Source organism: Psychrobacillus sp. NEAU-3TGS (genome assembly GCF_029955155.1).
GTDB lineage: Bacteria > Bacillota > Bacilli > Bacillales_A > Planococcaceae > Psychrobacillus.
In genome coordinates this window covers 116,653-143,447 of sequence record NZ_JAPNOZ010000005.1, presented here as the reverse complement: position 1 = coordinate 143,447, position 26,795 = coordinate 116,653, and the positions used below count along the sequence as shown (strand labels likewise).

General features: G+C 37.4%; 25 protein-coding genes, 1 pseudogene and 2 riboswitches. Of the genes and pseudogenes, 10 read left to right on the top strand and 16 right to left on the bottom strand.

From position 1 onward, the window contains the following. Positions 1-487 precede the first annotated feature (487 nt). Positions 488-1,654, top strand: a complete 1,167-nt coding sequence (locus OR571_RS04445) for a TraB/GumN family protein (protein ID WP_282241644.1) — start codon at positions 488-490, stop codon at positions 1,652-1,654. A 44-nt stretch (positions 1,655-1,698) separates the two neighbouring features. Here OR571_RS04445 and tatA read toward each other — a convergent pair whose 3' ends face one another. The 6 genes from tatA to mtnW form a co-directional block, all read right to left on the bottom strand. After that, entirely contained in the window at positions 1,699-1,902 is a 204-nt protein-coding gene (tatA, locus tag OR571_RS04440; RefSeq protein WP_282241643.1) for a twin-arginine translocase TatA/TatE family subunit, read from the bottom strand. A gap of 26 nt (positions 1,903-1,928) precedes the next feature. After that, complete coding sequence (gene tatC, locus OR571_RS04435) at positions 1,929-2,684, bottom strand: twin-arginine translocase subunit TatC (protein WP_282241642.1); 756 nt, start codon at positions 2,682-2,684, stop codon at positions 1,929-1,931. Between the two features lie 400 nt (positions 2,685-3,084). Continuing rightward, positions 3,085-3,618 (bottom strand): 1,2-dihydroxy-3-keto-5-methylthiopentene dioxygenase, encoded by a 534-nt coding sequence (locus OR571_RS04430; protein WP_282241641.1) that lies wholly within the window; start codon positions 3,616-3,618, stop codon positions 3,085-3,087. Between the two features lie 15 nt (positions 3,619-3,633). Continuing rightward, positions 3,634-4,251 carry a methylthioribulose 1-phosphate dehydratase gene (locus OR571_RS04425; RefSeq protein WP_282241640.1) on the bottom strand — a complete coding sequence of 206 codons (618 nt, stop codon included), beginning with the start codon at positions 4,249-4,251 and terminating at the stop codon, positions 3,634-3,636. Continuing rightward, positions 4,248-4,913 (bottom strand): 2-hydroxy-3-keto-5-methylthiopentenyl-1-phosphate phosphatase, encoded by a 666-nt coding sequence (locus OR571_RS04420; RefSeq protein WP_282241639.1) that lies wholly within the window; start codon positions 4,911-4,913, stop codon positions 4,248-4,250. The genes OR571_RS04425 and OR571_RS04420 overlap by 4 nt, the downstream gene beginning before the upstream one ends. 5 nt (positions 4,914-4,918) lie before the next feature. Further along, positions 4,919-6,133 carry a 2,3-diketo-5-methylthiopentyl-1-phosphate enolase gene (gene mtnW, locus OR571_RS04415; RefSeq protein ID WP_282241638.1) on the bottom strand — a complete coding sequence of 405 codons (1,215 nt, stop codon included), beginning with the start codon at positions 6,131-6,133 and terminating at the stop codon, positions 4,919-4,921. 80 nt (positions 6,134-6,213) lie between these two features. Then, positions 6,214-6,319: riboswitch (SAM riboswitch) on the bottom strand. A 176-nt stretch (positions 6,320-6,495) separates the two neighbouring features. Then, positions 6,496-6,650: riboswitch (SAM riboswitch) on the top strand. 74 nt (positions 6,651-6,724) lie between these two features. On the opposite strand from mtnW, the gene mtnK reads away from it, so the two are divergent. From mtnK to OR571_RS04385, 6 genes are all read left to right on the top strand, one after another. After that, positions 6,725-7,915 carry an S-methyl-5-thioribose kinase gene (gene mtnK, locus OR571_RS04410; RefSeq protein ID WP_282241637.1) on the top strand — a complete coding sequence of 397 codons (1,191 nt, stop codon included), beginning with the start codon at positions 6,725-6,727 and terminating at the stop codon, positions 7,913-7,915. After that, positions 7,912-8,967 (top strand): S-methyl-5-thioribose-1-phosphate isomerase, encoded by a 1,056-nt coding sequence (gene mtnA, locus OR571_RS04405; protein ID WP_282241636.1) that lies wholly within the window; start codon positions 7,912-7,914, stop codon positions 8,965-8,967. The genes mtnK and mtnA overlap by 4 nt, the downstream gene beginning before the upstream one ends. Then, positions 8,964-10,043, top strand: a complete 1,080-nt coding sequence (locus OR571_RS04400; RefSeq protein WP_282241635.1) for a sugar ABC transporter substrate-binding protein — start codon at positions 8,964-8,966, stop codon at positions 10,041-10,043. The genes mtnA and OR571_RS04400 overlap by 4 nt, the downstream gene beginning before the upstream one ends. Positions 10,044-10,127: 84 nt before the next feature. Next, positions 10,128-11,612: a sugar ABC transporter ATP-binding protein gene (locus OR571_RS04395; RefSeq protein WP_282241634.1), complete on the top strand. Its 1,485-nt coding sequence runs from the start codon at positions 10,128-10,130 to the stop codon at positions 11,610-11,612. Beyond that, positions 11,587-12,609: an ABC transporter permease gene (locus OR571_RS04390; protein WP_282241633.1), complete on the top strand. Its 1,023-nt coding sequence runs from the start codon at positions 11,587-11,589 to the stop codon at positions 12,607-12,609. The genes OR571_RS04395 and OR571_RS04390 overlap by 26 nt, the downstream gene beginning before the upstream one ends. A gap of 236 nt (positions 12,610-12,845) precedes the next feature. Continuing rightward, positions 12,846-14,045 (top strand): MFS transporter, encoded by a 1,200-nt coding sequence (locus OR571_RS04385; RefSeq protein WP_282241632.1) that lies wholly within the window; start codon positions 12,846-12,848, stop codon positions 14,043-14,045. A 246-nt stretch (positions 14,046-14,291) separates the two neighbouring features. On the opposite strand, the gene OR571_RS04380 is transcribed toward OR571_RS04385, so the two are convergent. From OR571_RS04380 to OR571_RS04370, 3 genes are read right to left on the bottom strand one after another with little or no spacing between them, the layout of a single operon-like run. Continuing rightward, on the bottom strand, positions 14,292-14,939 hold the full coding sequence (locus tag OR571_RS04380; protein ID WP_282241631.1) for a TetR/AcrR family transcriptional regulator: 648 nt from the start codon (positions 14,937-14,939) through the stop codon (positions 14,292-14,294). 12 nt (positions 14,940-14,951) lie between these two features. Beyond that, positions 14,952-16,058, bottom strand: a complete 1,107-nt coding sequence (locus OR571_RS04375; RefSeq protein WP_282241630.1) for an ABC transporter permease — start codon at positions 16,056-16,058, stop codon at positions 14,952-14,954. Next, a complete protein-coding gene (locus tag OR571_RS04370; RefSeq protein WP_282241629.1) occupies positions 16,036-16,776 on the bottom strand; it encodes an ABC transporter ATP-binding protein in 741 nt (246 codons plus the stop codon). The genes OR571_RS04375 and OR571_RS04370 overlap by 23 nt, the downstream gene beginning before the upstream one ends. Positions 16,777-16,937: 161 nt before the next feature. On the opposite strand from OR571_RS04370, the gene OR571_RS04365 reads away from it, so the two are divergent. Further along, on the top strand, positions 16,938-18,026 hold the full coding sequence (locus tag OR571_RS04365) for a CapA family protein (RefSeq protein WP_282241628.1): 1,089 nt from the start codon (positions 16,938-16,940) through the stop codon (positions 18,024-18,026). 62 nt (positions 18,027-18,088) lie between these two features. Here the strand turns inward: OR571_RS04365 and OR571_RS04360 are convergent. Then, positions 18,089-18,966, bottom strand: a pseudogene (locus OR571_RS04360) (LysR family transcriptional regulator); the annotation flags it as partial. Positions 18,967-19,076: 110 nt separating this feature from the next. Here OR571_RS04360 and OR571_RS04355 point away from each other — a divergent pair. Together OR571_RS04355 and OR571_RS04350 are read left to right on the top strand one after the other, a co-directional pair. Continuing rightward, positions 19,077-20,099, top strand: coding sequence for a YeiH family protein (locus OR571_RS04355; RefSeq protein WP_282241627.1), 1,023 nt, complete (start codon positions 19,077-19,079; stop codon positions 20,097-20,099). A 12-nt stretch (positions 20,100-20,111) separates the two neighbouring features. After that, on the top strand, positions 20,112-20,717 hold the full coding sequence (locus tag OR571_RS04350; RefSeq protein ID WP_282241625.1) for a class I SAM-dependent methyltransferase: 606 nt from the start codon (positions 20,112-20,114) through the stop codon (positions 20,715-20,717). Positions 20,718-20,769: 52 nt separating this feature from the next. Here OR571_RS04350 and OR571_RS04345 read toward each other — a convergent pair whose 3' ends face one another. From OR571_RS04345 to OR571_RS04320, 6 genes are all read right to left on the bottom strand, one after another. Beyond that, positions 20,770-21,246 carry an SRPBCC family protein gene (locus tag OR571_RS04345; protein ID WP_282241624.1) on the bottom strand — a complete coding sequence of 159 codons (477 nt, stop codon included), beginning with the start codon at positions 21,244-21,246 and terminating at the stop codon, positions 20,770-20,772. A 24-nt stretch (positions 21,247-21,270) separates the two neighbouring features. After that, positions 21,271-23,205 (bottom strand): GTP-binding protein, encoded by a 1,935-nt coding sequence (locus OR571_RS04340; protein ID WP_282241623.1) that lies wholly within the window; start codon positions 23,203-23,205, stop codon positions 21,271-21,273. A gap of 99 nt (positions 23,206-23,304) precedes the next feature. Further along, positions 23,305-24,195 carry a metal ABC transporter permease gene (locus OR571_RS04335; RefSeq protein WP_282241622.1) on the bottom strand — a complete coding sequence of 297 codons (891 nt, stop codon included), beginning with the start codon at positions 24,193-24,195 and terminating at the stop codon, positions 23,305-23,307. Beyond that, the gene (locus tag OR571_RS04330; RefSeq protein ID WP_282241621.1) at positions 24,188-25,081 is read right to left on the bottom strand and encodes a metal ABC transporter permease; all 894 of its coding nucleotides are present in this window, start codon (positions 25,079-25,081) and stop codon (positions 24,188-24,190) included. Before OR571_RS04330 ends, OR571_RS04335 begins: the two co-directional genes overlap by 8 nt. Positions 25,082-25,097: 16 nt before the next feature. Continuing rightward, positions 25,098-25,847 carry a metal ABC transporter ATP-binding protein gene (locus tag OR571_RS04325; RefSeq protein WP_282241620.1) on the bottom strand — a complete coding sequence of 250 codons (750 nt, stop codon included), beginning with the start codon at positions 25,845-25,847 and terminating at the stop codon, positions 25,098-25,100. 12 nt (positions 25,848-25,859) lie between these two features. Next, entirely contained in the window at positions 25,860-26,780 is a 921-nt protein-coding gene (locus tag OR571_RS04320; RefSeq protein ID WP_282241619.1) for a metal ABC transporter solute-binding protein, Zn/Mn family, read from the bottom strand. Positions 26,781-26,795: the final 15 nt, after the last annotated feature.

Sequence of the window (26,795 nt, the reverse complement as noted above, 5' to 3'; positions counted from 1 at the left end):
CCCACAGGAGTCGTCGCCTTGCACTCCAATCAATAAAACCTACTAATAATCCCTATAAAGTAAGTCTTTTTCCATTAATCATAGGTTTTTCCTATAGAAAAACAATATAGTACTAGATTTAGTGGATCATTTCTTAGTAATTAGCAGACTCTATTGGATTGTAGAGAAGGGGTGGCGACTCCAGCGGGAACAGTACGAGCTGAAAGCCCCGCAGGAGCGAGAGCTCCGAGGAGATTGAAGCCGTACCCGCGGAAAGCGTCCACCCTGTAGCGGAAATCCAAGCGTCCACTTCATTCAACTCACTACCGCGCAGTTTCCCTATACAATGAGGTATCTCAATATACAACTATAGAACTACCTAGATTTTTATTAAGCAAATTAATAAAACATAATTGAAATTTCCCCTAATCTACTTCATTATTAATAATAGACAGTCTTTTGTGATGCATTTGTACAAAAGAAATATGCTCAAAGAAGGAAGAAACTTGTGAGAGAAGAGAATATTACTCGTATAAATTTAGATGGGAAAGAATTAATATTAATCGGAACCGCGCACGTATCAAGACAAAGTGCAGAGCAAGTAAAAGAAGTAATTGAGGCAGAAAAACCAGATTCAGTATGCATAGAGCTAGACGAACAGCGATATCAATCCGTGATGGAAGGAAGCAAATGGAAAGATACAGATATTTTTAAAGTTATCAAAGAAAAGAAAGCTACATTGCTTTTGATGAATTTAGCAATATCTTCTTTCCAAAATCGTTTAGCCAAGCAATTTGAGATAAAGCCTGGACAGGAAATGATTCAAGGGATTGAATCAGCGAAAGAAAATGGAGCAGAGCTAGTGCTTGCAGACCGAAATATTCAAATTACCTTTTCTCGCATTTGGCATAATCTCGGATTTATGGGAAAAGCAAAACTGCTTAACGGAGTAATCTTTAGTATTTTTAGTAAGGAAACTATTTCGGAGGAAGAACTAGAAAAGATGAAAACGCAAGACACACTAAATGCAGTGCTTGCTGAATTTACTGAGTCTTTTCCAAAGCTAAAAACTCCATTAATTGACGAAAGAGATCAATATCTTGCACAAAAAATTAAAGATGCACCAGGCAAGAAGGTAGTAGCCGTTTTAGGTGCGGCGCATGTTCCTGGTATTACGAAAGAGATTCACAAGGAACATGATTTAGAAAAACTTACAGAAATCCCTCCAAAGTCAATTGTTCCGAAGATTTTAGGTTGGGCAATACCAGCTCTACTCGTTGCTTTAGTCGTCTATACTTTTATAGCAAATCCGACTGCTGGCTTTGATCAAGCGTTAAGCTGGATTCTGTGGACTGGAAGTTTTGCTGCTATTGGAGCTGCGGTTGCACTCGGGCATCCGCTCGCAATCTTATCGGCTTTCATCGTAGCTCCAATCACCACATTACACCCTCTAATAGCGTCTGGCTGGGTTTCAGGTATTGTTCAAGCATATTTCCGTCGTCCGAATGTGGGCGACTTTGAGACACTAGCGGAAGATGTTTTTACGGTCAAAGGTTTTTGGAGGAACAAAGTGACTCGAATTTTATTGGTCGTTGTTTTAACAAATCTTGTTGGATCTATCGGTACTTTTATAGGCGGCGCAGATGTAATTCGCGTATTTTTTAATAATTTATAAAAAAAGTAAAGCCAGCTATTCAAGAGGATAGCTGGCTTTACGTATTAGTTTTTCTTTTTAAGGTCTACTTCTTTGTCATCTAGTTTGAATTCTTCTGTTACATCATCCACGATATCTTTCGTAGAATTTTTAAATTCTTTTAAGGTTTGTCCAACTGCTCTACCTAATTGAGGTAATTTCGAAGGTCCGAATACGATTAAAGCAATGATTAAAATGATGATTAATCCTGGTACACCGATGTTTGGCATTGGATGTTCCTCCTCGTAATAATAGATTAGTTTTCTAAGCTTTCTTCCTCAAGAGCTTGTTTTGCTAGCTGTTTTTTATAAGACCAGCTTGAAACGAGAATACTTATTTCAAATAGTAATAGTAATGGAACAACGATGATAAAATCAGAAATAAAGTCTGGAGGTGTGATAGAAACTCCAACTACTACTAGTATAAAGTAAGAAACCTTTCTCATCTTTCTTAATCGATCCGGAGTTATGATTCCTAGCTTAGTTAAAAACAAAATAATTACTGGTAATTCAAATACAATACCCACCGGAATGATTAAGTTAAACATAAACGTGAAATATTGCTGCATTCCATAAGTTTCTAATGCACCGATTGAATCGTTAATATTCGACATAAAGTTCAACATAAGTGGAAAAAGGATAAAATAACTAAAACTAATCCCTGCTAAAAACAAAAAGAATGAGACTGGTATAAAGTAAATTGTTCCTTTTGCTTCTTTTTCTAATAAACCTGGCTTTACGAATAACCAGATTTGATACATTGCAATTGGTAAAGTAATTAATATAGCTAAAATTAGAGCACATTTAACATAGATCATAAGGCCATCTGTATAACCAAATACGTTCCATTCAACATGGGCAGCTGTCGGTTGTTGTTTTATAAAAGTTAATGTCTTAGGTGCAAGCCAAAACCCTAGTGCAAGTGAAAGGATAAATGTTGTTGCTACAATGATAAGTCTTTTGCGTAATTCAGTTAAATGTTCGACAAGTGTCAATTCTGGTTCATGTGTCATTTGGTTTTACCACCCCATCTTCTCAAACAAAGTGAAGTTTGCTTATGTTTTAGTATAATTCATTCAATCAAAATAGATACTCTAGTGAGTAGTATAGACTCACGTCATCTTCACATTATACTCTTTCCAATGGATTTGTAAATAAAAGTACTCCTTGTTTACCTAATAAACATTTAGAAGCATGAATTAAACTAAGTGAATTAAATACATTATACAACTTGATTGTAAAAGTATAAAATTATTAGGACTATATTGTATAGTTTAATGAGGGCTAATCCAGTAACTTCTGCATTTTTTCCTAATAATTTGTTGACTCTTATTAATGTACTTAGGTGAATAACCAGTTTAATAATGAAAAGACTCCTAAATTGCTGTTACTGCAATTTAGGAGTCTTTTCATTTAGCTTTGTGCAACTTCATCTTGGTAAACTGGTACCCAGCCTTCCGTTGTCACGAAAATTCGAACTGCAACTACTTTACGGTCTTCTGCAAGTGTAAAGTAATGTGTAATATTTTCAGGAACAGAAATTAGATCCCCTGGTGATAAATGAACTTCAAAGAAACGCTCATCCTTCCCTTGGATGATAAACACACCATGACCACTTACAATATAACGAACTTCATCGTCTGTATGAATATGTTTGCGTTCAAAGTTTTTCAGTAGCTCATCTAAGTTAGGGTTAGAATCGGATAAGGAAATGATATCGGATGCTTGGTAGCCTCGACGTGCCGAAATATCATCAATTTCTGCTTGAAAAGCTTGTAGAATATCCTCTTTTTCTGCATCAGTAAGTTCAAATTTCTCACGAAGATGCACAGGTAGCTTTTCAATATCCCAATGTTCATAAACAACTTCTTGGCTTTCTAAAAATGCCGCAACCTCGTTTTGCGCTTCAATTGTTTCATTTGTTCCTTGAATTTTAATAATAGCCATTTCAATCTTCCTCTCTTATTTTGATTTTATTTTAAGTAATGCTACTTGATACTGAAATAAAAACTCACAGGCTTCTAATAGTTTCTTTGCTTCAAAACCGTCTTTACCCCAAACCGTAATACCATGATTTCGGATTAATACAGCTCCTTTATCGGCATGGATATGGGAACTAAATTCTTCCGCTAGGCTTGGAATATGCGCATGGTTTGGGATTATAGGGATAGAAAGTAATGCATCCTCTTCCCATAAACCAAACGCTTTAATAAGCTCCTGACCTTGAAAATCTATTTTGCCATCGTCACCGTATATCTCTGAAATTACATTATTTGCTACTGTATGAATATGAAGACTACAGCCAGCTGAGGTTTTGTTGTATATAGCACAATGCAGTAATGTTTCTGCAGATGGTTTTAAATCAGTTTCTTCCACAGGATCAGCACTCGCATTTACGAGTAAGAAGTCTTCCATGGTCCGTTTCTTTTTATCTTTCCCACTAGCTGTTACTAAAAAGTGTAGTGGCTGGTCGCTCACTTTTATCGCTAGGTTTCCGCTAGTGCCCATGAACCAGTCTCTTGCTGCTAGTTCGTCTTTAATGTCTGCTAACTCTTTCCATTTGCTTTGGAGTGCGATCATATTTCTACCCCTAACTTTGCATCTATTATGTTAATAACGTCATGAAAGCTTTCAAACGGCTCAAATGGAATATGAAGTTCTTCGCATTTTTTAATAAGGAAATCTCGTGCAATGACGATGTCCGCTAATTTTGCAGCTTCTAAATCGGTGATAGAATCTCCAATTACAATGCTTAATGCATCAGTGTCTTGCAGTTTGCGAATAATGGATGGCTTGCAACAACCACAGCCCTGGTTGGTACATTGATCATCGCAACCATATGGGAATTTAATCTGTATTACATCCCCAGAAAAATCCGATTCGTTACAGTAAACTTCGGAAAATGGCCCGAATGTCTCCAGCATCGGATTCACAAAAAAGTCAATTCCACCACTCACAATATAAAGTGGGATATTATGTTGTTTTGTATAAGAAATGAATTCAGCAAAGCCTTCGCGTATTTGTGCATGCTCAAGTAAATATGAAACAATTTGATCTTTCAATGAAGTAGGTAGTAGTGCAAACATTTGAGCTACTCCTTCACGGATCGATTGTTTCTGTGCCAAAATATTTTCTTTGATCGGTAAATATTCAGGGGGAGCAAATTTCTTCATAATCGAGATGATATTATCTTGAGTTGTGATAGTACCATCAAAATCGCAAAAGATGACTAATTTTTTCATTGTGTTTACCCCCATAATTCGATTGCTGATTTGAGTTCAACATGCTGCTTTGCTGCTTCTGTAAGTGGAATTCCTGCAAGCACCGCTTCCACCGCTTGTCTGAAGGCACGCCCTCCGCCAATTGCACCAGCAGGATGACCATGTACCCCGCCCCCAGCATTAATAATGCTATCAACTCCAAAGTCCTGCATTAATAGAGGTACTAAGCTTGGATGTATGCCAGCAGAAGGAACTGGGAAAGTTCGTTTTACAGCACTTGCTTTCGTTAATTCTTCACCTAGAGAAAGAGCTGCCTTTTTCTCAAGTGCAACACTTCCGTACGGAGAAGGAAATAACGAAAAATCTGCTCCCGCATACCGTGTTAATTTGCCAAGTAAAAGGGATGTTGCCACACCATAAAATGGAGAAGAAGTGAATGCCCCGCTATATGCGGGATGTGCCATTAATGGTAGTTGGATATCATCGTCTTCAGCTAGTTCTTGAAGAACATCCAGCCCGTATGCATGGACATTGAATAGTAAAGCATCTGCACCGAGTTCTTTCGCCATTTTAGCCTTTTCTCGTAAACCAGATGTTCGTCCTGATAAATTCACTGCATAAAGCGTACGATGTCCAGTTTCTTCATACACTTGACGCAATACTTCCTTGGCAGTTGTAATTCGTTTTTCAAAAGGGGTTAATGGATTGTCGAAAAGGATCTCATCGTCTTTTACTAGATCTACCCCTCCAAGTGCTTGATGTCGAAGCTGTTCTGCTAAATAATCGATGTCCCTTCCAATGACTCCTTTGAAAATGCTCATGATGAGCGGTCGATTATGTACATTTAATACGTTTCTTATTTGCTCAATACCAAACCTCGGTCCTGGAAAATTTGCTAATAGCTCTGGTGAAAATTCTAAGTCTAATAGTTTCACTTCACCGTCTAATGATAATTTGCCAAAAACAGTTGTTAGTATGGCAGGTAAATCTGGTGAAAAGTTGACACTAGGATATTCTATCTTTATCTCTGCTTTTATTTGATCTAATTTGATTGGGTGTTGTATATTTTCATATTCCTTAATCGAAACAACATTCCCTTTATGCTGTTTTAATTGCTCTTGTTCCAGTAAAGGTAAATCGGTCCATGAACCAATCGTTAGACCTAAAGCGATGCCTTCTGCTTTTTTTTCGAATGATCCAGGCTTTCCGTATAATTGATAAACAGAAGTTACTCCACTCATAATTTCAATCTCCTTTAATATAAATTGCCCAATAATATAAAAAACCTCTTCAAATAAGAAGAGGTTAAGTAGTTAACAACTTCTTATTTCTCAGTCAACTGACTGCAAGAATTAGCACCGTGTTCAATTACTGAATCGGTTGCCGGGTATCATAGGGCTCGTCCCTCCACCTGCTCTAAATAAGAAAAATTATTCAATTAAAATTACGTTATATTGTCAAATTAATAATGATTATTTCATGCAACGGGTATTATGTCAATACAGTATTTAGATTTTTTATAAAATTTAAAAAGGTAATTGACAATTCTTTTTTGAGTATGCTAGGATTCTAATCAAATAACATTACGTGAAAAATAATAGCACTCTTATCAAGAGCAGGCAGAGGGTAATGGCCCGATGAAGCCCAGCAACCGACCGTAATACCGTTGTGAGACGGGGCGCTTTTTGCGCCGAGATGAAGATCTCTTAAGGCACGGTGCTAATTCCATCAGAAAGGAAACTTTCTGAAAGATAAGAGGCGAGAAGTCTCTTATTCTACGCCTCTTTCTTTGGAAAGAGGTTTTTTATTTTGTAAAAGGAAGGTAGAGAAAAATGACAATTGCCACGAAGAAACAATATGAATCTTTAACAGAAGAGCAGGCTATCATATACGCAAAAAATTTGAACCTTTTTTCGAATGATGCGCAACTTACTTGTAGTGAAATTGGTGATGGTAATCTGAATTATGTTTTTCACATTAAGGACTTGAGAAGCGGGAAGGGTATCATTTTAAAACAAGCATTACCCTATGCAAAGGTAGTTGGTGAAAGCTGGCCACTAACATTGAAGCGTGCGCTAATTGAAGCAAATGCACTAAAAAAACACGGTGAATTTGCAGCAGGACTAGTACCAGAAGTATACGCAATTGATGAAGAATTGGCGATTACCGTGATGGAGGACTTATCCCGTCTCACTATTTCAAGGGAAGGATTGATCGGCCTTGAGTCCTATCCAAAGTTAGCGACCGATATTGGGAAATATCTTGCGCAAACCTTATTTCATACGTCTGATTTTGCATTGCATCCATTTGAAAAAAAGAAACTAGTTTCGGAGTTTTCCAATCCAGAGTTATGTAAAATTACAGAGGATTTAATTTTTACAGATCCATTTTTTGACCATGAAACAAATGATTTTGAACCTTCATTGCGAGCAGAAGTGGAAGCCATTTGGAATAATGAACTTCTAAAATTAGAAGTGGCAAAATTAAAGAAAAGCTTTTTAACAGAAGCAGAGGCTTTACTGCATGGAGATTTGCATACAGGAAGTATTTTTGCGAGTGAAACGGAAACGAAAGTAATTGATCCGGAATTCGCTTTTTACGGACCAATTGGATTTGACGTAGGCTTATTTTTAGCCAATTTAATTGTTCAAACGATTACAAGAGAAGGAGAACAGCGAGATGTAATCCTCCGCCATATTGAACAAACATGGGAAGTATTTTCTGCTGATTTTTCGGAACTTTGGGAAAACAAGGCGGTGGAATCATATAAAGATACAAAAGGATTTAAAGCTTATGTATTGAATAAGATTTTCCGAGATACTCTTGGTTTTGCTGGTTGTGAGTTAATTAGGAGAACGATTGGCTTAGCCCATGTAAAAGACTTGGACGGAATTGTAGAGGATGAAAAAAGAATTCTGTCTAAGAAACAAGCATTACGCATCGGAGAACTTCTCTTATTGAAACGCGAAAGTATAAGTTCTATCCAAGCGGTAATTGTTTTACTTGAGGAGTTGCAAAAATGACTATTCCGTTATCGATCAAATGGAACAATAATAAACTTGAAATATTGAATCAACAAAAGTTACCGCTTGAAGTAGTGTATGAAACTCTGGAAACACTGGAAGATGTATATGATGCCATCCTAACTTTAAAGGTTCGAGGAGCTCCAGCAATTGGTATTACCGCTACCTATGGATTAGCAGCAGCAGCACAGTTTTACGAAACCAATTCATTGGAGGAATTCTATCAATTACTAAGTAAAGATGCACTATATTTAGCTGGATCTAGACCAACAGCTGTCAATTTAGTGTGGGCTTTGGAGCGTCTACGTGGTTCAGTGGAGCAGGCGGAAACTGTACAAGAAGCGAAGAGACAATTATTAGAGGAAGCAGATAGCATATACAAAGAAGATGAGGAATCTTGCCGTGCTATTGGTGAATATGCATTATCCTTACTTGAAGATTTTACAAAAGTCATGTCTATTTGTAATGCAGGCACCATTGCAACTGCGAAATATGGAACTGCACTAGCACCTTTCCATCTAGGTGCTGAAAAAGGAAAGCAGTTTCAAGTATATGCTTGTGAAACGAGACCTGTTTTTCAAGGAGCACGACTTACTGTATGGGAGCTTCAACAATCTGGAGTCGATGTCACTCTGATTACGGATAGTATGGCCGCTCATACGATAGGAGCAAAAGGAATCGAAGCGATTATCGTTGGGGCAGACCGAATTGCTGTAAATGGCGATACGGCCAATAAAATTGGGACACTCAACTTGGCTTTATTGGCAGCGGCATATCAAATTCCATTTTATGTGGCGGCACCTTCTTCTACTTTTGATTTGTCCATCGCAAATGGAGAAACGATACAAATAGAGGAACGGCCTTCGGAGGAGATTACGCATATCGCTGGTAAACAAGTAGCACCAGATAATACAAAAGTATATAATCCGGCCTTTGATGTGACACCGGCCCATTTAATAACGGCGATTATTACGGAAAAAGGGATCATTTATCCGGAATACAGTAACAACATTATTGCATTACTCGGTACAAAAAAAGGAGAAAAATCATGAAAACAAAAATAGCTTCGTTAATATCGGTACTATTGATAATTGGCATTCTATTAACGGGATGTCAGCCAAAAAGCAATGCAAAAGAAGAAACGTCAAAGCCTAGCTCGGAGAAAGTTTCAGAAAATCCTTTGGCTGGAAAGAAAATCGCACTGATTTTACAACAAAATCTTGGGACCTTTTCTGCGCAATATATTGAAGGTGTAAAGGAACAAGTAGAGAACTTTGGAGGAACTGTTACTGTATTCAACTCAGAAGGGGACTTAGCAAAAATGGCATCGAATTTAGATGCAGCGGTAAATCAAGGCATGGATGGAATCTTAATAGACCATGGAACAAAAGAAGCATTAAACCAAGGTGTTCAGACTGCCGTAGACAAAGGGATCCCAGTAGTAGCATTTGACGCTGGTGTGGACGTAGAAGGAATTACTGCTTTAGAGCAAGGCGATCAAAAAATGGCGGAAATGACCTTACAGAAATTATCGGAAGATGCGAATGGTGAAGCCAATATCGTGAAAATTTGGGTTGCTGGTTTTGCGCCGATGGAAAGAAGACAAGTTGCTTACGAACAGTTTTTATCAAAAAATCCAGGAATTAAAGAAATTGCTACATTTGGAGCAGCAACACAAAATACAGCACTAGATACACAATCACAGATGGAAGCAATATTAAAACAATATCCAAACGAAGGGGATATCACAGCAGTTTGGGCAGCTTGGGATGAATTTGCAAAAGGTGCAGTTCGAGCGATTGAACAGGCAGGCAGAACGGATATTAAAGTGTATAGCATAGATATGAGCGATGAGGATCTGCAGATGATTCAAAAGGAAAATAGTCCTTGGGTTGCTTCCGCAGCTGTTGACCCAATGGATATAGGGCGTATTCAAGTACGTTATTTATATCAAAAGATTAATGGTGAAAATCCAGAAGCGAACGTTGTACTAGAACCAGTGTTTGTCGATGCATCTAAACTTCCAGAAGAAACGGTGACGACTAATAGCTTACATGAGTTTATCGAGGACTGGGGTGCAAGCGAACAAGGGTATACGGATGCACTAAAAGAGTTGGAAAATCAATAAACTCAACTACTAGCAGCTGTCCTGAAAAATAGGGCAGCTGTTTTTATAGAAAGGAGCATGTTTGTGGCTAACCCTTTTCTGTCGATGAATTCAATACGTAAGTCATTTGGAAAAGTGACAGCACTAGAGGATGCAAAGTTTCACCTAGAAAAAGGGGAACTGCATGCATTGCTAGGTGTAAACGGTGCTGGAAAAAGCACACTGATGAAAATTTTGTCGGGAGTGTATGAGCAAGATGAAGGTGAAATTTTGATAGATGGTAAGCGTGTTAATCTACGTTCACCAAAAGCGGCAAAAGAAAATGGGATTTACTGTGTTTACCAGGAAGTAGACACCGCAATTGTACCTGAATTATCTGTTGCCGAAAATATTATGCTCGATACCATTGCAACGAATAATAACTTGTTTATCTCTACATCGAAACTCTACAAAGAGGCGAGCGTTGCATTAAAGCAATTACAGGCAGAGAATATTCCAGTCCAACAGCCAGCATTTAAACTCACGTTGGCGGAAAAACAACTTGTTTTAATCGCAAGGGCACTTGTTAGTTCGGCAAAAATTATTATTTTTGACGAACCGACCGCTCCTTTATCGCTCCACGAATCCACTAAGCTATTTTCTGTCATTCATCAATTGAAAGCACAGGGAGTTGGTTGCATATTTATTTCGCATCGACTTCCAGAAGTGTTTGAGATTAGTGACAGAATAACTGTTATGCGCGATGGAAAGCTGGTAGACGTTTTTCAAACTGCAGATGCAACCGCAGAGAAAATTATCGAAGCAATGCTCGGTACTTCCTATCAACAAGAGCAATATAGTAGGAATCACGCTTTAGGAGAAACGTTGCTAGAGGTAAAAGAATTATCAGATGGCCAAAAGTTAAAGGATCTTTCCTTTACTGTCGCAGCAGGAGAGATTGTCGGTATTGTTGGTCTGGTAGGTGCAGGGAAAACCGAACTAGCAAAAGCATTATTTGGCTTAGAATCACTTCAAAGAGGAAGTGTGGAGCTTTTAGGTAAGAAGTTAAAAGCAACACATCCCAGAGATGCCATTGACGCAGGGATGGCCCTAATTCCAGAAGAACGTAGAAAAGAGGGATTATTCGTTCATGAATCCTTGCAAACAAATGCTTCTTTTCCTAACTTACGAAAGTTTTCCAATCCATTATTTATGAATAAAAGAGCGGAAAAAAGTTTTGCAAAGGATATTATTAAACGATTACAGATTAAAACAGATGATACGGAAACGCCGCTGGTTCATTTAAGTGGAGGAAATCAGCAAAAAGTAGTAATCGGTAAGTGGACTTCGCGAGATTCCATTCTGTACTTATTTGATGAACCGACAAAAGGCGTTGATATTGGAGCAAAAGCAGATATTTTTAAGCTAATTCGAGAACTAGCAGAGAGCGGAAAGGGCTGTCTTTACTTTTCGAGCGAAATTCAAGAAGCACTAGGTATTGCCAATCGTATTTTAGTCATGTATAACGGTCAAATCGTGAAGGAATTTTCACGGGGAGATGCGACCCAGGAAAGGATTTTGTTGTATGCAAGCGGTGGGAAAGAAGAATAGATTAAAAGAAAACGGGATTCAATTTCTATTCAAATATGGTGCTATTGCGTTATTAATCATTATTATTTTGTATTTTAGTTCTATTAGTGAAGCATTTTTAACTTATGCTAACTTTACGGATATATTGCGTTCAATCTCTATTGTTACGTTACTTGCATTAGGGGTCACCTTTACATTAGTAGTAGGCGGATTTGATCTGTCGGTTGGTTCCACCATGTCCTTGTCAACAGTCATAACAGCTTCTTTAATGGTATGGTATGAGATGCCGCTTTGGCTTGTTATTATTTTACCGATTTTAGTAGGAGTATTAGTAGGTGTACTTAATAGCTTTCTAATTGTAGTATTAGGAATACCAGATTTGCTTGCGACATTAAGTATGATGTATATCGTTGCGGGTTTTCATCGCACCTATACGGAAGGTTATTCTATTTACAATAATATGCCACTTACTGCTGGTGGTACTGCTCCGGGTCAGTTGTCGGAAGCATTTCTTTGGATTGGTCAAGGAAGAATGCTTGGTTTACCGGTTCCTGTATGGATCATGCTAGGAATGGTGTTAATCGCTTATGTAGTACTCCATCATACTCGTTGGGGACGGGTTTTATATATGACTGGTGGAAATGCAGAGGCTGCTACGTTGTCTGGAGTGAATACGCGTAAAGTGAAGTTTGCGGCATATGTGATTTCTGGTGTATTTGCTTCTATGGCAGGCATACTGTTCACTGCACGTGTTGGTTCGGGTCAAATTGATGCGGGAGCTCCGATGTTAATGGAAGCAGTGGCGGCTGTTTTTGTAGGTTACTCCGTACTTGGAGCAGGGAAGCCAAATGCTATCGGGACATTCTTTGGAGCAGCAGTGATCGGAATATTATTAAATGGCTTAACAATCATGAATTTGCCGTATTATGCATTTGATATTATCAAAGGTGCAGTGTTAGTGTCAGCACTTGCTGTGACGTATGTTTATGCGAAAAAAAGATTCAGCCAAACAGGATAAAGTGAAACTTCAATCAGTGGGGGGTTCTTCCCCCCGCTGATTGTTAGTTAAACCAATCGGGCTTTTACGGGCAGTTGATCTCCCACTTATCTTTTCGCTTATCTTACATTTTGAAGTGGGAGTCTTACTGCCCGTTAATGCGGGATAAATTTTGTGTCTCGAAGTACTTGTTTTCTTTTCATACGAGTATATAATTCTAGCATATCCTATATTATTTTTCGGAATGGATGGAATGTATGAGAACGTATAATGAGAAGATCAGTATTTATCATGGAATGGCTTCTACTACAGCACTTAACTTTTCCAATAACTTTTTCCCAATTTTTGCGATCACGATACTGGGTGCGACTAATTATCAAGTTGGATTAATCAGTTCGTTGCCTCCATTGATCGCCTTGTTAATGACTATTCCAGCAGCAGTGTTATTAAATCGAGCCAATGCACAAAAGAAGCTAGTGGCTATGTCTGTGCTTCTCGCAAGGTTAATGTTCTTATTCATTGTATTTGTGGTGTATTTACCCTCTTTTTCCCTTCAAGCATGGGCATTTTTAGCGATTATTGCTTTTATTAGTATTCCGAATACAGTCGCTAATGTTGGCTGGCAAACGCTTATTAGTGGGATGATCGAGGAAACTAGAAGAGGACAGTTTTTCAGTGATCGTAATCGTTTGTTGACGATGGTTGGACTTGTGACAACTTTACTAATTGGTATTTTAATGAGGGATGCTTCAGAGAGTATTGTTGCTTATCAGCTACTATTTGCTATTGCTTTCCTCTTTGGCTTGCTAGAGGTGTACTTCTTATTAAAGCATGAAGAAGATGTCGTGAAAGTAGAAAACGATCAACCGAAAAAGAAATCAATGGATTGGAGTATTTTTAAGCATACTCATTACGTTTGGTTTTTAGCAGCCGCACTCTTTTTTAACTTTGCTTGGCAAATGGCTTGGGGACTTTTTAATATATATAATGTTCGAATAGCTGGTGCAACTATTTTTTGGATTAGCATGTTTTCTGTTGGTAGTATGCTTATGCAAATACTCACATTTCCACTTTGGAAAAAATGGGCTGATAAGTATTCCAATATGCATGTATTTATATGGGCAGCACTTGGAATGGCAACAACTCCTTTTTTAGTTACGTTATCTACAAACTTGTATTATTTAACGTTCATCCAAACGACATCAGGTTTCTTCTTATCTGGTACGGTATTGATCTTATTTAATTTATTATTAGAGAAATCTCCCGAGCAATCTCGTACGTATTGTATTACGACCTACAACGTCTTATTAGCATTTGTGGCATTTGTTGCTCCACAAGTTGGTATTTGGTTATTAGATCTCTTTGGTATGGAAGTGGCTATGTATATCAGCTCCATACTACGATTTTTAAGTGCCTTTGGATTTTTATATGTGTATATTAAACAAACAAAAAAGTAAAAAAAGCGCAGATTTTATGCGCTTTTTTATTTTGTATATGATATTGGTCAAGTGGTTCTTAAGAAAGTGTCCACCGCACTAAATCCCAAATGCAGGATCAAGGAAGAATTCCTAGTAAATAGCAAAAGGCAACCAAATAGCAGTTGAGATTGACCAGTTCTAGTCTAAGAGCAACTAAATGATCCTTGAAAGCAACTAAATTACTCACGCAAATGTATTATTACGATTGAGTTTTTAAAAATAGATTTAGTCTTTTTTTGCTAGCCCATGCAGGATAAATTGAACGGTTCGCTCCGTTTCCAGTTCATCATCCCATTCGCTTTCTGGGAACAAAATATATCGAGAAATTAAAAAGCCGAATATACTCGAAATGGCAAGCCTAGCAGCGCTTAATGTTGGCATTTCAATTAGTTGACCTTTATCTTGATATCCTTTAATAACTTGCAAAATACGATCGAACGTTTTTCGGGCAACTTGTTCTATAAACTGCTCTCTTAATTCTGGTTGGAATGGTATTTCCTGTATCACAATTTTAATAACGGGAAGCATCTTTTTAATAATATCACTTCGATTTTTAATCGCTGCTCTTAAAAAATCTTCAACGTTTTCATAGGGACGATCAAGTACTTTATGAAAATCATTTACAATGAACGGACCAATTAGCTTTGTCATTAGGGGAGCGACGATAGAAACAAGCAGCTCTTTTTTTGTTTTATAATGTCTAAAAATAGTGCCTTCTGCTACTCCTGCTTTTTTCGCAATCTCATTAGTAGACGTTGCCGCATATCCTTTTTCAGAAAATGATTCTATTGCAGCAATGATAATCTTTTTTTGCTTATCAGTTAATTTTTCTTCTTCAAATAGTTGTTGTAACAATACTTCATCTTCGGACATTGGTTGCTCCCTTCAAATTTTTCGGTACTTCTTTAAGGCGACTATATTTAATACAATAAATACAAGAGCGAATCCTAATAATACAAATAGCTCGTTTTTAATATCATTTATTCCAAAGCCTTTATACATCACATCTACTAATGCATTTCCACCATAGTACATAGGCATAAATTTGGCAACGATTTGCATCCACTCGGGCATTCCCTCAAAAGGTAGTATTCCTGCAAAAAAGACTTGGGGAACAATTGCTATCGGTATAAACTGCATCATTTGAAATTCAGAATTTGCAAATGCTGACAATAAGATACCAAGCAATAATGCAACAAGTGCTAGTGCTAGATTAATCAGAATGACATTCCAAAGAGACCCAACAAGCATAATATCTAAAACCTTAGTAGCATAAAAAACAACGATTATTGTTTGAATGATAGCAAATAAACCATACCCGATTAAATAGCCAAATACAATATCTTTTCTTTGAATAGGTGTTGCCATCAAACGATCCAGAGTACCAGTCGTACGCTCTCGTAACAACCCAATTCCGGAAATGAGGAAGACGAAAAAGAATACAAAGAAGCCAACTAAAATGGGACTTAACTGATCAAAAAAAGTTGTTTCACTGTTTCCGTAAACATAAGATGTGCTGATTTCTGGCATTGTTAACTGAATTAAATTTATTGGTGTATTAGGGAGTTGCTGTCCGATATCCTCTGCGAATTGTGCTAAATTAGTTGCTTGTTCTTTTGCGTTTACAGTAGAAATTGCTTGCATTACTTTAGTTTGTAATAGTTTTGCTTTTGATGGATCGTCATTTGTAAGGGTAAGATTTAATTGATCTCCCTCCATTTTTAGCACACCATCTAAATCTTCCTCTTTAATAAGTTGATTTGGACTTTTTAGTTGATCGAATGGAATGACCTTTAATTCTTTTTCTTTTAGCTCATCTATTAAGCTTTCTTCCGCTCCATTTACCCCTAATCTTGGAGTATTTGGATCAGAGGATATTAAAAAATGCAGTAAAGTTAAAATGACTAATGGTGCGACCATCATTAAAGCAAGTGTTCGTTTGTCACGTACCATTTGGATGCAAACACGTTTAACTAATGCGATTGTTCTCATCCTTTTCACCTCCTGCTCTTAAAAATACTTCTTCTAGACTGTTAATGTTGTAATGGCTTTTTAAAGCGGCCGGAGAACCATTCGATATTATTTCTCCACCTCTTACCATCGCAAGCTGATCACATTTTTCCGCTTCGTCCATTACATGTGTAGTGATTAATATTGTTTTTCCTTCACTTTTCAAACGAACAATCTCCGCCCAAATAGACTTTCTAAGTTCTGGATCAATACCGACTGTCGGCTCATCAAGTATTAAAATTTGAGGATCGTGTATTAATGCAATAGCTAGCGATAATCTTCGCTTCATACCACCTGAATAATTTTGTACCTTTTTAGATAGATGCGAAGTTAATGCTACTAAATTTGCTGCGTAGGCAATTCGTTCTTGTTGTACATCTTTTCTTAATTTATAAAGAGAAGCGAAAAATGCAAGATTTTCTTGACCGGTCAAATCATTGTATAAAGCATCTGCTTGTGCCATATATCCAATGCTTTGTAAAAGTTTCAAATTAGGAACTTGTGTATTTAGTACTTGGACTTGGCCAGAGGAAGGTTGGTCCATCCCTACGATGAGTTTTACTAATGTTGTTTTACCCGAGCCAGAAGGACCGATTAAACCAAAAATTTGTCCGGCATCTACTTTAATATTAATGTTGTTTAAAACGTTCTTTTTGCCGAAGCTTTTACTTACTTGTATTAACTCAATGGTTGAAGTCATTTATAAAACCTCCATTTAATAAAAGTGAGTGATTACTCACTTTTATTATATGCAAAATCTACAATAGGTCAATAGCGGTTTAGAAAAATAAAAGATACAATGAGAAGAGAGCATAATAACCTAACCTATACAAAAGTAGATGATGAAGAGGGAAGTGTTTTATGAAGATATTGATTTCTCTACTGGTTATACTAATATCGTTCTTGATTTATTTTAATTTGCAAATAAAAGAACCTTTTAAGGAAAAGTTCCACGGGAAACAATTTTCGACATTTCATATCGATTATCGGGAAGATACGATAACAATCGGGATGATTGGTGATATTTTGCTGCATCATCCGTTATACAATTATAAAAGTTTTTTATCCTCTTTTGAGCCAGTCAGAGAAGAGCTAGAATCATTAGATATTTTAATAGCCAATCAAGAGTCTATCCCAGCCGGTAGCGAATTTGGTTTGTCAGGGTATCCTGATTTTTCTAGTCCATCTCATATTATTAGTGACTTAAAGGAAGTTGGAGTAGATCTAATATCGATGGCAAATAACCATACACTCGATCAAGAAGAGGGAGGTGTACGAGCTGCCATCAATTATATGAAAACAGTTGATATGCCTTATGTTGGTGCATATGAAACTTTCGAGGATTTACAAAAAGACCGTATCATACAAGCAGATAATATTGACTTTGGATTTCTCGGCTATACTTACGGGACGAATGGTCATCAAACACCTAGTGGAAAGGATTATTTAGTTAACCGTATCGATGAAGAGCGAATCAAAGAGGATATACTCGCTTTAAAGCGCAAAGTAGATTTTGTTGTAGTCAGCATACATTGGGGGACAGAGTATGAATTGGAACCTAACGGGGAACAAAAAAGACTTGCAAATGTAATTGCAGATGCAGGAGCAGATATTATTTTCGGACATCATCCACATGTGATTCAGCCATATGAATTGATCACAACAAGTAGTGGCCACAGAGCGCATGTGTTTTATTCACTTGGAAACTTCTTTTCTGCACAAAAAAAAGAGAACACAAATGTCGGTGGAATTGCCGAATTAGAAATATTAAAGAAGACTATTAATGGTAAACAAGTGTTAAGTATAGAGAATCCTTCTTTTGTATCAACAGCTGTATTAAGAGGGGAGCCGTTTACGGTGCAACCGCTTGTTCAAGTGGAAAACCAGAGTGGCCATACCGATAAGTGGGTGCAACAACATATATTTGGTAACTGTAACTGCCAATATTGAATGATACAAAAAAAGTTATAGAAGCAAAACTCTGGCATGGTTATGAATGCTAGAGTTTTGTTTTTTTTTCGTAACAATTCTCTAAATGCCATTACATGTCGTTTGTTTTCCATTACAGGAGAGCATACACAGGAAAACAATCGCTTGAAGGCTGGATGATTAAGGGAAAGAATAGAAAGATTATGTTGCCGAACCTCTCTGTCTATTGTATGGATAGACAGAAGTGACAAACCTTGCCCGCTATGAATAATCGTTTCTTTAATCGCTTGGTTACTACTAATTGTAAGTATAGATTTTACCTTCAAGCCATTGGAACGAATCATATGTTTTAAATATTCTCGTGTCCCAGAGCCCTCTTCTCTCATGAACCATATTTGGTTTTGAAGATCTGCCATATTTACCAACTCTTTTGAAACTAACTCATGCTGTATTGATCCAACAATGAATAGTTCATCCTCCATAAAAGGCTCTACCTGCAATTCTCTATCATTGTTTGCCCCTCTATTAAACCAATATCGACATTAAATAGTCGAACTGATTGTACGATTTCTTCCGTGTTTCCTATAAATATTTCTAGTTCAAGATTTGGATACTTGGAATGTAGTTCCACGAGTAATGGCGGAAGAACATACTCGCCTATAGTAAAGCTTGCACCAATGATGAGCTTTCCTATAATATCGTGGTGATGTTCCAGGATATCCTTTTGTGTTTGCTCGTACATGGAAAGTATTTGTTTAGCTCGTTCATATAAAATTTCTCCAGTAGGTGTGATTTTCAATACCTTTGGTGAACGAATAAACAGCTCCGTTTTAAACTCGGCTTCTAAGTTTTTTATATGCACACTCACACTTGGTTGAGAGATGTGAAGGAACTCGGCAGCCCTTGTAAAATTTTTTGTTTCTACTAGTGTTACAAATGTTTTAAGGGCATCATAGTACATTTAATCACATCCAATCATTAAAAATCTTAATAATAGCGATTATATATATGTATTTTACTAATAATAGAAATTTCCGTAAAGTGAACTTCATATAGGGGGGATTATGGAAGATGAAAAAGAAAGTTAATATATTTAAAACGAATCAGTCACTTTTTTATGGTATAGGTATAACACTGGTTATTGCTATATTAGCAAAGTTATTATCCGGAGTTCCTTTTTTATCTATCATGGGACAATTAGTGATTGCTATAATACTAGGTATGGTTTGGAGCGCAACAATTAGTGTACCAACGCTGTTTCAGAGTGGCGTTTCTTTTTCGAGTAAAAAGTTATTACGATTAGGTATTATTTTATTGGGCATGCGATTAAATTTAGAGGATATTTATCATGCAGGATTAAGTGTATTTTTAATTGCTCTTATTAATATTCTTTTTGCTTTATTTGTTGTATATGGATTTTCTCGTTTGTTTGGGGTAGATAAGAGGTTAGGTATTCTAACGGCTTGTGGGACAGCAATTTGCGGAGCGGCAGCGGTTGTGGCGATCGCACCACAAGTGAAAGCAAATGATGAAGAAACTGCCATAGGAGTTGCAACAATTGCTATACTTGGTACGCTATTTACGTTAGTATATACTTTTCTTTATCCTATCATGAATTTAACTTCTAACGGATACGGTGTATTTGCTGGTGGAACATTACATGAGATAGCACATGTTATAGCTGCAGCAGATCCAGGGGGAAGCAACGCTGTAGATCTAGCTGTAATTGTGAAACTTACACGAGTAGCACTTTTAGTACCAATTGCTTTAGTTATAGGTTTTATTGTGAAAAAAAGAGAAAAAGGTGATTCGAAAAGTAAGTTTTCTTTGTCCAGTATACCTTGGTTCATCATTGGATTTTTAGTAATGAGTGGTATTAACACGCTGGGGATTATTCCTGAAGAACTTGCTAATTTTATTGTTTCAGTTGCATATCTTCTTATTGGGATGGCAATGGCAGGGCTTGGGTTAAATATTGACATAAGAACATTTAAAAAGTTGGGAGTAAAGCCTATTGCTGCTGGACTGGTAGGCTCTATTTTATTATCTATTCTAGGGTATGCACTTGTTTATGTATTTCATTTAAATGTTTAGAAGGGGGTCTCCATGAAAGAACAAGATCATGATCGTTTATTGCGGATAAAAACAGAAGGAGTACGTGAGTGGCAACACCAATCCGCACATTACAATCGCTACGAAGCAACTCCTTATATGGCACTTGAGGCATTGTTTGATGAGTATGTATGTACTACTTCCGATAAATTTGTAGATTTTGGTTGTGGGAAAGGACGTTTCCCATTTTACATTCATCATCACCTGCATGTGTCTGTGACAGGAGTGGAGATGAATGGACAGCTTTATCAAGAGGCTTTAGAAAATTTAACTAAATACATGGAACGAGCAAAGCCTTCACGGGCATCTATTCGATTTGAGCATATTTTCGCCGAAGGATATGAGATTGAATCAGATGATAACCGATTTTATTTCTTTAACCCGTTTTCCATTCAAATATTTCAAAAAGTCATTAGTAATATCTTATTGTCGGTAGAACAACATCCTCGTTCAGTTGATGTTATTTTATACTATCCTACTTCAGAATATATACAATTTCTCGAGGAGCATACTGCTTTTGAGTTGTTGAAAGAAGTGAGAGTACCAGAGTTATATCAACAAAATAACAATGAACGATTTGTAATATTTAGATATGAATAGATGAAAGCACCCTACAATAACTATTGCTTGTAGAGTGCTTGTATATATTATTTCATTTCATTACTCCTTGAAGGAGCTCCTCGTATTTCACATACCAAGCTTGCCACTCATCTTTTCTATCTATTGTTCGACCATCTAGAATTGCTTCAATTACATCAAGGCATACATGCCATCCTGCAAGGTCTTTTATTGTTTGCTCTGTATAGGACGAGATAGTTTCGATAAAGGTTAATTGGCAACCATCCGAACCAGAAGATAATTCAAATCTAGCGATGTCTTTATCCCATTCAAAAGCTAGTACTTTGAAAGGCTCATAGTCTACAATTTGCATATCTATGAAAGTGCCATCCTGCATATCAAACTTGATAAGTCCATCTTTGCGTAAATCAACGACTTGAAGTTCTGTAAACCATTGTTGCAGCTTGTCATTCTCTGTCAACATCGACCAAACTTCTTCTACAGAATGTTGGAGATGTCGTTCGAAATATGCCGTATAGATATCCTTTTCTTTTTGAATCGTTGCAATCATTTAAATCCTCCTTAGCAAGTAGTATTATAGGCAGTGCATTGCTTCTTCCGCTTCATCCCAAGGAACTTTATAGCCTTTTCCTCTGGCGCAGAAAATAGAAGTGGATGTGTATTCAGGATCTGCTTCTTTATTGTAGCCGATTTTTTCAATTACTTCCTCTTTATTATGACAATGATCATATCCACCAAATAGTAGGCTTAGCGTTCCTTTGCCATGTGTGAAGGAAGCAAACGATGTACTGTAGTTCATAAAGGTTGCAACGGGTACTCGTCCTTTTATAATTACTTTGTCACCAACGTCACCCACGTTTTCTGGCGTATCAAAAGTTCCATGTGCTTGTTGGATATCAGATAAAACTCTTCCTATAAGGTCCATTTCTACTTTAATTTTGAAATTATAGAAAGGTTCTAAAAGCACATTTTCTGCTTTTTCTAACCCTTGTCTTAATGCTCGATATGTTGCTTCTCGAAAATCTCCGCCATGTGTATGCTCATTATGGCCACGACCTGTGAGTAGTGTTATTTTGACGTCGGTAAGAGCAGACCCTGTCAGTATCCCGTGATGGTCACGTTCTGTTAGATGATGCAGCACTAAGTTTTGGTTACCGATCGATAAATCATTTGCATGGCATACATTGTCCAAAGAAATGCCACTGCCACGTTCTGCAGGTTCGATTAATAAATGTACTTCTGCATAATGCTTTAATGGCTCAAAATGACCATAACCTTTAACTGGTGTAGCAATTGTCTCTTTATATAAAATTCTAGGCTCACTAAAAGAGACGTTAAATTGGAAGCGTTCCAATACAATTTGTTGAAGCACTTCTAGCTGAATAACACCCATTACATGTACATGTATTTCCTGAAAATGCTCGTCCCAATAAACGCTTAACGAGGGATCCTCTGCATCTAACAATTTAAAGCATTGTAATACTTCTTTGACGTGAATAGAAGCATCAAAATTCACTTTTGATTTTAAAGCAGGAATCATATCGAAGGTCGTTTTGTCATTAGTGGCGCCAATTCCGTCGCCGATAGAGGCACTTGATAGCCCGGTTACTGCCACTAGCTCGCCCGCCACCGCTTGTTCCACCGTTTTGAATTTATTTCCGCTATATACGCGAAGTTGTGTAATTTTTTCCGCTAATTCCTCGTACCGCACTTCATCTCTTACTTTTAGCTTACCGCTTAGTAACTTAAGGAATGTGACTCTATTTCCACTTTCGTCATGACGAATTTTGTATACCTGTGCGGAGAACGCTTTTTGTTGATAATAAGAGGACTCTGTTAATAAATCCAATCTCTCTAAAAATTCGATAATGCCAATATCTTTTAAAGCAGAGCCGCTTGCACATGGAAAAATTTTGTTTTCTTGAATCATGCGCCGACAAGTTTGAATCCACAACTTTTCGTCATAACCACTCTCCATATATGTTTCCAGTAATCCTTCATCTCGTTCTGCTAAAAATTCGATAAAATTTTCATTTAAAAAATTCGTTATATCACACACATCTTCTGACAAGTTAGCTCGAATTTCGTCTAAAATGTTCGCTGCATCGGTTCCTTCATAATCGGTTTTATTGATGAAGAAAAAAGTAGGTATCTGATGTTTTCGTAGTAGCTGCCATACGGTTTCGGTATGTCCTTCTACGCCATCTACCGCACTAATAATAATGATAGCAAAGTCCATCACTTGAATAGCTCGTTCCATTTCTGGGGAAAAATCGACGTGACCAGGTGTATCTATGACATAATAAGTGGAATTGTTATAGGAGAAGATTCCTTGATCCGCAAAAATCGTGATTCCTCTATTTTTTTCGATTGAATGGCTATCGAGAAAAGAGTCTTGACGATCGACCCGTCCTCTTTGTCTAATTGTCTTTGTATGATAAAGTAGTTGCTCAGAAAAAGTCGTTTTCCCGGCGTCTACATGAGCTAGTATCCCAATGGTTTTATACATGAAGTCACCTCTGTTCATTTGTAGTGAATGACTTTATTATAGCAAAGCTTTCATCACAAAAGAAAAGCCACCTTGTATGACAAGGTGACTTATAATGTATTAAGATTCTACATGAACTTCTGTATCTTTTATTTTCATACGTTTGAACAATTTCCATGTCCAACCGTCATGTGGCTTGAATAAAAACACGAGCATAAATAGTACACCTATCATTGCTGCCATCATGCCTGCAATAGAGGTATTCCATAGTTTTGCTAAATAATATCCTGTGATTGCAGCCATAACTCCAAATGCCATACTCCAAACAATCATTCCCACAACACTTTTACTCATCAGGTAAGCGGTAGCAGCAGGGCCAATAAGCATCGCCACAACAAGAACTGCCCCTACGCTATCAAAAGCAGCAACAGTTGTTAAAGAAACGAGTGTCATATAAGAATAATGCATAGCAACTATTGGCAAACCGATAGAAAGCGCAAAAACCGAGTCGAAAGTAGAGAGCTTCATCTCTTTGTAAAAGATAACTAGAAATAATATATTAAACAAAAGGACGATTAGCAACATCCAAACAGCTTTTGGCATGGAAACCCCTAAAATCTCCCATGAATCCCAAGGAACAAAAGCAATTTCACCCATTAGCACATGCTCTACATCTAAGTGGACATTCCCTGCAAATAAAGTGATAAATAACACCCCTAGTGCAAATAAGGAAGTAAACACAACTCCGATAGCAGCATCTTCTTGTAAGCCACCTGACTGGAGCAATTGCACAAGAAAGGTAGTAAGTAGTCCAGCGATAGCAGCACCAATGAGCATCCAAAATCCACTTAATGATTGTGTAACCATAAATGCAACAACAATTCCAAATAACACGGTATGACTAATAGCATCTGCAATCATAGCCGTTTTGCGCAGAATTAAAAATACACCAGTTAACCCACAAGTAATGCCAACTAATGATCCAGTCAAGAGCACCCAGAACTCATTCATGGTTTACTGCCTCCTTTACTACATTTCTTTGCTTAAATGCTTTTTTCTTTAATGATTTGGCGATGAACCCTCGCGTTGGTGCGAAAAAATAGGATATGACAAAGAGACTAGCAGCACATAATACAATAATTGGTCCGGTTGAAAGTCCTGTACGAACGGAGCTAATAATCGTACCTAATGCCCCGGAAAGAGCACCGAAGAATGCACTAGTAACAAGAATAACTCCAAGGTGATTTGACCAAAATCTAGCGGCAGCAGCAGGTATAATGAGCATAGCTGCCATCAAAATAACACCAACTGCCTGTATTCCAGTTACAATCGTAAGTACAGTAAGAGCTGTCAATAAAACGCGTAATCGTTCGACTGGTAATCCGACGCCTCTTGCAAATACCGGGTCAAAAATCATTAACTTCCACTCTTTAAAAAATAGTAAACACATTAGTATGATTAACAAAGCGCTACTTGATAGCCAAACTAGATCGCTTTTCGCCATGGTAGCAGCTTTTCCGAATATAAAATCATTCAATCCACTTTGATTTCCTGTGCCGCTTTGATTGACAATGGTAAGGAGAACGATTCCAATACCAAAAAATACGGATAAAACAAATCCGATTGCTGCGTCTGCTTTAAGTTTTGAGTTTCCGACAATCCACTGGATCATATAGACAGCAAGTGCAGAAGTAATGGCTGCACCTAACATTAAAATTGGTAAATCCTTTTGCTGAGTAACTAAATAAGCAATTGCAATTCCAGGGAGAGCAGCGTGGGCAGCTGCATCTCCTACTAAGCTTTGTTTTTGAAGAAAGGCAAAGGTTCCATTTAAACCTGCAGCTATACCTAGCAAAATAGCCCCTATAAGAACCCAAAGCAAGTTTCCGGTTAGCATTATTCCCTCACCTCTCTCAATTGAACGTTTTGTTCGATTTCGTTTGATCCATAAAAAATAATTTTCCGCCATATGCTTCTTGCAGATTGTCTTCTGTAAATGTTTGCTCTGTTGGTCCTGCTGCAGTAATCGTTCGATTCAACAAAATCATCCAATCAAAATAGTCAGCTGCTGTTTGTAAATCATGGTGAACAACAAAAACAGATTTTCCTTTTGCTTTTAAGTCTTTTAAAATAGCAATAATTGTACGCTCTGTTGCTGCATCCACACCAACGAATGGTTCATCCATAAAATAGACTTCCGCTTCTTGCGCTAGGGCGCGCGCCAAAAATACTCGCTGCTGTTGACCTCCAGATAATTGACCAATTGATCGATCAGCAAAAGCTTCCATTCCAACATTTTTTAAACACTCCATGGCGATTTGTTTATCTTTTGCTGAAGGTTTTTTTATCATACCTATATGTCCGTAACGTCCCATTAGGACAACATCTAAAGCATTTGTAGGAAAGTCCCAATCGACTGCATTTCGCTGTGGAACGTAGCCAACTGTATGATCTTTTGGGTTAAGGGGGCGTTCTAAAATATGAACAACCCCTGTTTTATTTGGTAATTGGTTCAGTATTGCTTTGATTAGTGTAGATTTACCAGCTCCGTTTGGTCCAATAATGCCCGTTAGATGACCTACTGGAATAGTTAAATTCACATTTTGTAATACAACTTTTTCTTCATAAGCAACCGACAAATTTGTTACTTGTAAAGCGTCCATGTTGCTTCCCTCCTATTTAAGTGAATCGACAATCGTGTTGACGTTATGTTTGTACATGCCAATATAAGTGCCTTCTTCTGTTCCTTCCGCACCCATGGCATCAGAGTAAAGCTCCCCGCCAATTTGAATCGTATGGCCTTTTTCCTTTGCACCTTCTATAACAGCCTTCATTGCTTTGTCAGAAACACTGGATTCTATGAAAACAGCTTTAATATTGTTTTTTACTAGAAAATCTACGATATTTTGAACATCTTTTAAGCCATACTCAGAATCTGTACTTAGTCCTTGTAAACCACGAACTTCCATACCATGGCTTTTTCCAAAGTAGTTAAATGCATCATGTGCTGTTACAAGCACTCGTTGTTTTTCGGGAATTTCACTAATCCGTTGATCTGTCCAATCAGACAAATCGGATAATTTTTTAAAAAATGCTTCTTCATTTTTTGCAAATTCCTCTTTACTGTTTGGAAGTTCTTCCGAAAGTGTTTTGGTTAGTTCTTTTGTCGCTATTTCCCATACGTTAATATCAAACCAAATATGTGGATCTGACAGTTCAGGATGTGCTTCATCCTTTAGTATTTGATCTTGTGGGACTATGTCACCAATCCCGACAACCGTTTTTTCTTTCTTCATTTTCTCGAAAATGTCGCTCATTTTGCCTTCTAGTTCTAGTCCGTTGTAAAAAATGATGTCGGCCTTTTCTAAGGTTTGTAAGTCCCCTTGTGTCGCTTTGTACAGGTGAGGATCAACACCAGGTCCCATTAATGATTTTATTTCTACTTGGTCGCCGGCAATTTCTTTAACTGCATCCGCAATTTGCCCGGTTGTTGTAACAACTAAAGGCTTCGTGTCTTTTCCAATATCCCCCCTAGCATTGTTGCTACATCCAGCTAACAAAATAGCTGTAATGAATAAAAACAAGATTTTTTTCATTTTAATTCCTCCCTT

Bases quoted from the DNA above. Each gene is read 5' to 3' on its own strand.
- tatA (WP_282241643.1), bottom strand. From the start codon at position 1,902: ATGCCAAACATCGGTGTACCAGGATTAATCATCATTTTAATCATTGCT.
- tatC (WP_282241642.1), bottom strand. From the start codon at position 2,684: ATGACACATGAACCAGAATTGACACTTGTCGAACATTTAACTGAATTA.
- OR571_RS04430 (WP_282241641.1), bottom strand. From the start codon at position 3,618: ATGGCTATTATTAAAATTCAAGGAACAAATGAAACAATTGAAGCGCAA.
- OR571_RS04425 (WP_282241640.1), bottom strand. From the start codon at position 4,251: ATGATCGCACTCCAAAGCAAATGGAAAGAGTTAGCAGACATTAAAGAC.
- OR571_RS04420 (WP_282241639.1), bottom strand. From the start codon at position 4,913: ATGAAAAAATTAGTCATCTTTTGCGATTTTGATGGTACTATCACAACT.
- mtnW (WP_282241638.1), bottom strand. From the start codon at position 6,133: ATGAGTGGAGTAACTTCTGTTTATCAATTATACGGAAAGCCTGGATCA.
- mtnK (WP_282241637.1), top strand. From the start codon at position 6,725: ATGACAATTGCCACGAAGAAACAATATGAATCTTTAACAGAAGAGCAG.
- mtnA (WP_282241636.1), top strand. From the start codon at position 7,912: ATGACTATTCCGTTATCGATCAAATGGAACAATAATAAACTTGAAATA.
- OR571_RS04400 (WP_282241635.1), top strand. From the start codon at position 8,964: ATGAAAACAAAAATAGCTTCGTTAATATCGGTACTATTGATAATTGGC.
- OR571_RS04395 (WP_282241634.1), top strand. From the start codon at position 10,128: ATGAATTCAATACGTAAGTCATTTGGAAAAGTGACAGCACTAGAGGAT.
- OR571_RS04390 (WP_282241633.1), top strand. From the start codon at position 11,587: ATGCAAGCGGTGGGAAAGAAGAATAGATTAAAAGAAAACGGGATTCAA.
- OR571_RS04385 (WP_282241632.1), top strand. From the start codon at position 12,846: ATGAGAACGTATAATGAGAAGATCAGTATTTATCATGGAATGGCTTCT.
- OR571_RS04380 (WP_282241631.1), bottom strand. From the start codon at position 14,939: ATGTCCGAAGATGAAGTATTGTTACAACAACTATTTGAAGAAGAAAAA.
- OR571_RS04375 (WP_282241630.1), bottom strand. From the start codon at position 16,058: ATGAGAACAATCGCATTAGTTAAACGTGTTTGCATCCAAATGGTACGT.
- OR571_RS04370 (WP_282241629.1), bottom strand. From the start codon at position 16,776: ATGACTTCAACCATTGAGTTAATACAAGTAAGTAAAAGCTTCGGCAAA.
- OR571_RS04365 (WP_282241628.1), top strand. From the start codon at position 16,938: ATGAAGATATTGATTTCTCTACTGGTTATACTAATATCGTTCTTGATT.
- OR571_RS04355 (WP_282241627.1), top strand. From the start codon at position 19,077: ATGAAAAAGAAAGTTAATATATTTAAAACGAATCAGTCACTTTTTTAT.
- OR571_RS04350 (WP_282241625.1), top strand. From the start codon at position 20,112: ATGAAAGAACAAGATCATGATCGTTTATTGCGGATAAAAACAGAAGGA.
- OR571_RS04345 (WP_282241624.1), bottom strand. From the start codon at position 21,246: ATGATTGCAACGATTCAAAAAGAAAAGGATATCTATACGGCATATTTC.
- OR571_RS04340 (WP_282241623.1), bottom strand. From the start codon at position 23,205: ATGTATAAAACCATTGGGATACTAGCTCATGTAGACGCCGGGAAAACG.
- OR571_RS04335 (WP_282241622.1), bottom strand. From the start codon at position 24,195: ATGAATGAGTTCTGGGTGCTCTTGACTGGATCATTAGTTGGCATTACT.
- OR571_RS04330 (WP_282241621.1), bottom strand. From the start codon at position 25,081: ATGCTAACCGGAAACTTGCTTTGGGTTCTTATAGGGGCTATTTTGCTA.
- OR571_RS04325 (WP_282241620.1), bottom strand. From the start codon at position 25,847: ATGGACGCTTTACAAGTAACAAATTTGTCGGTTGCTTATGAAGAAAAA.
- OR571_RS04320 (WP_282241619.1), bottom strand. From the start codon at position 26,780: ATGAAAAAAATCTTGTTTTTATTCATTACAGCTATTTTGTTAGCTGGA.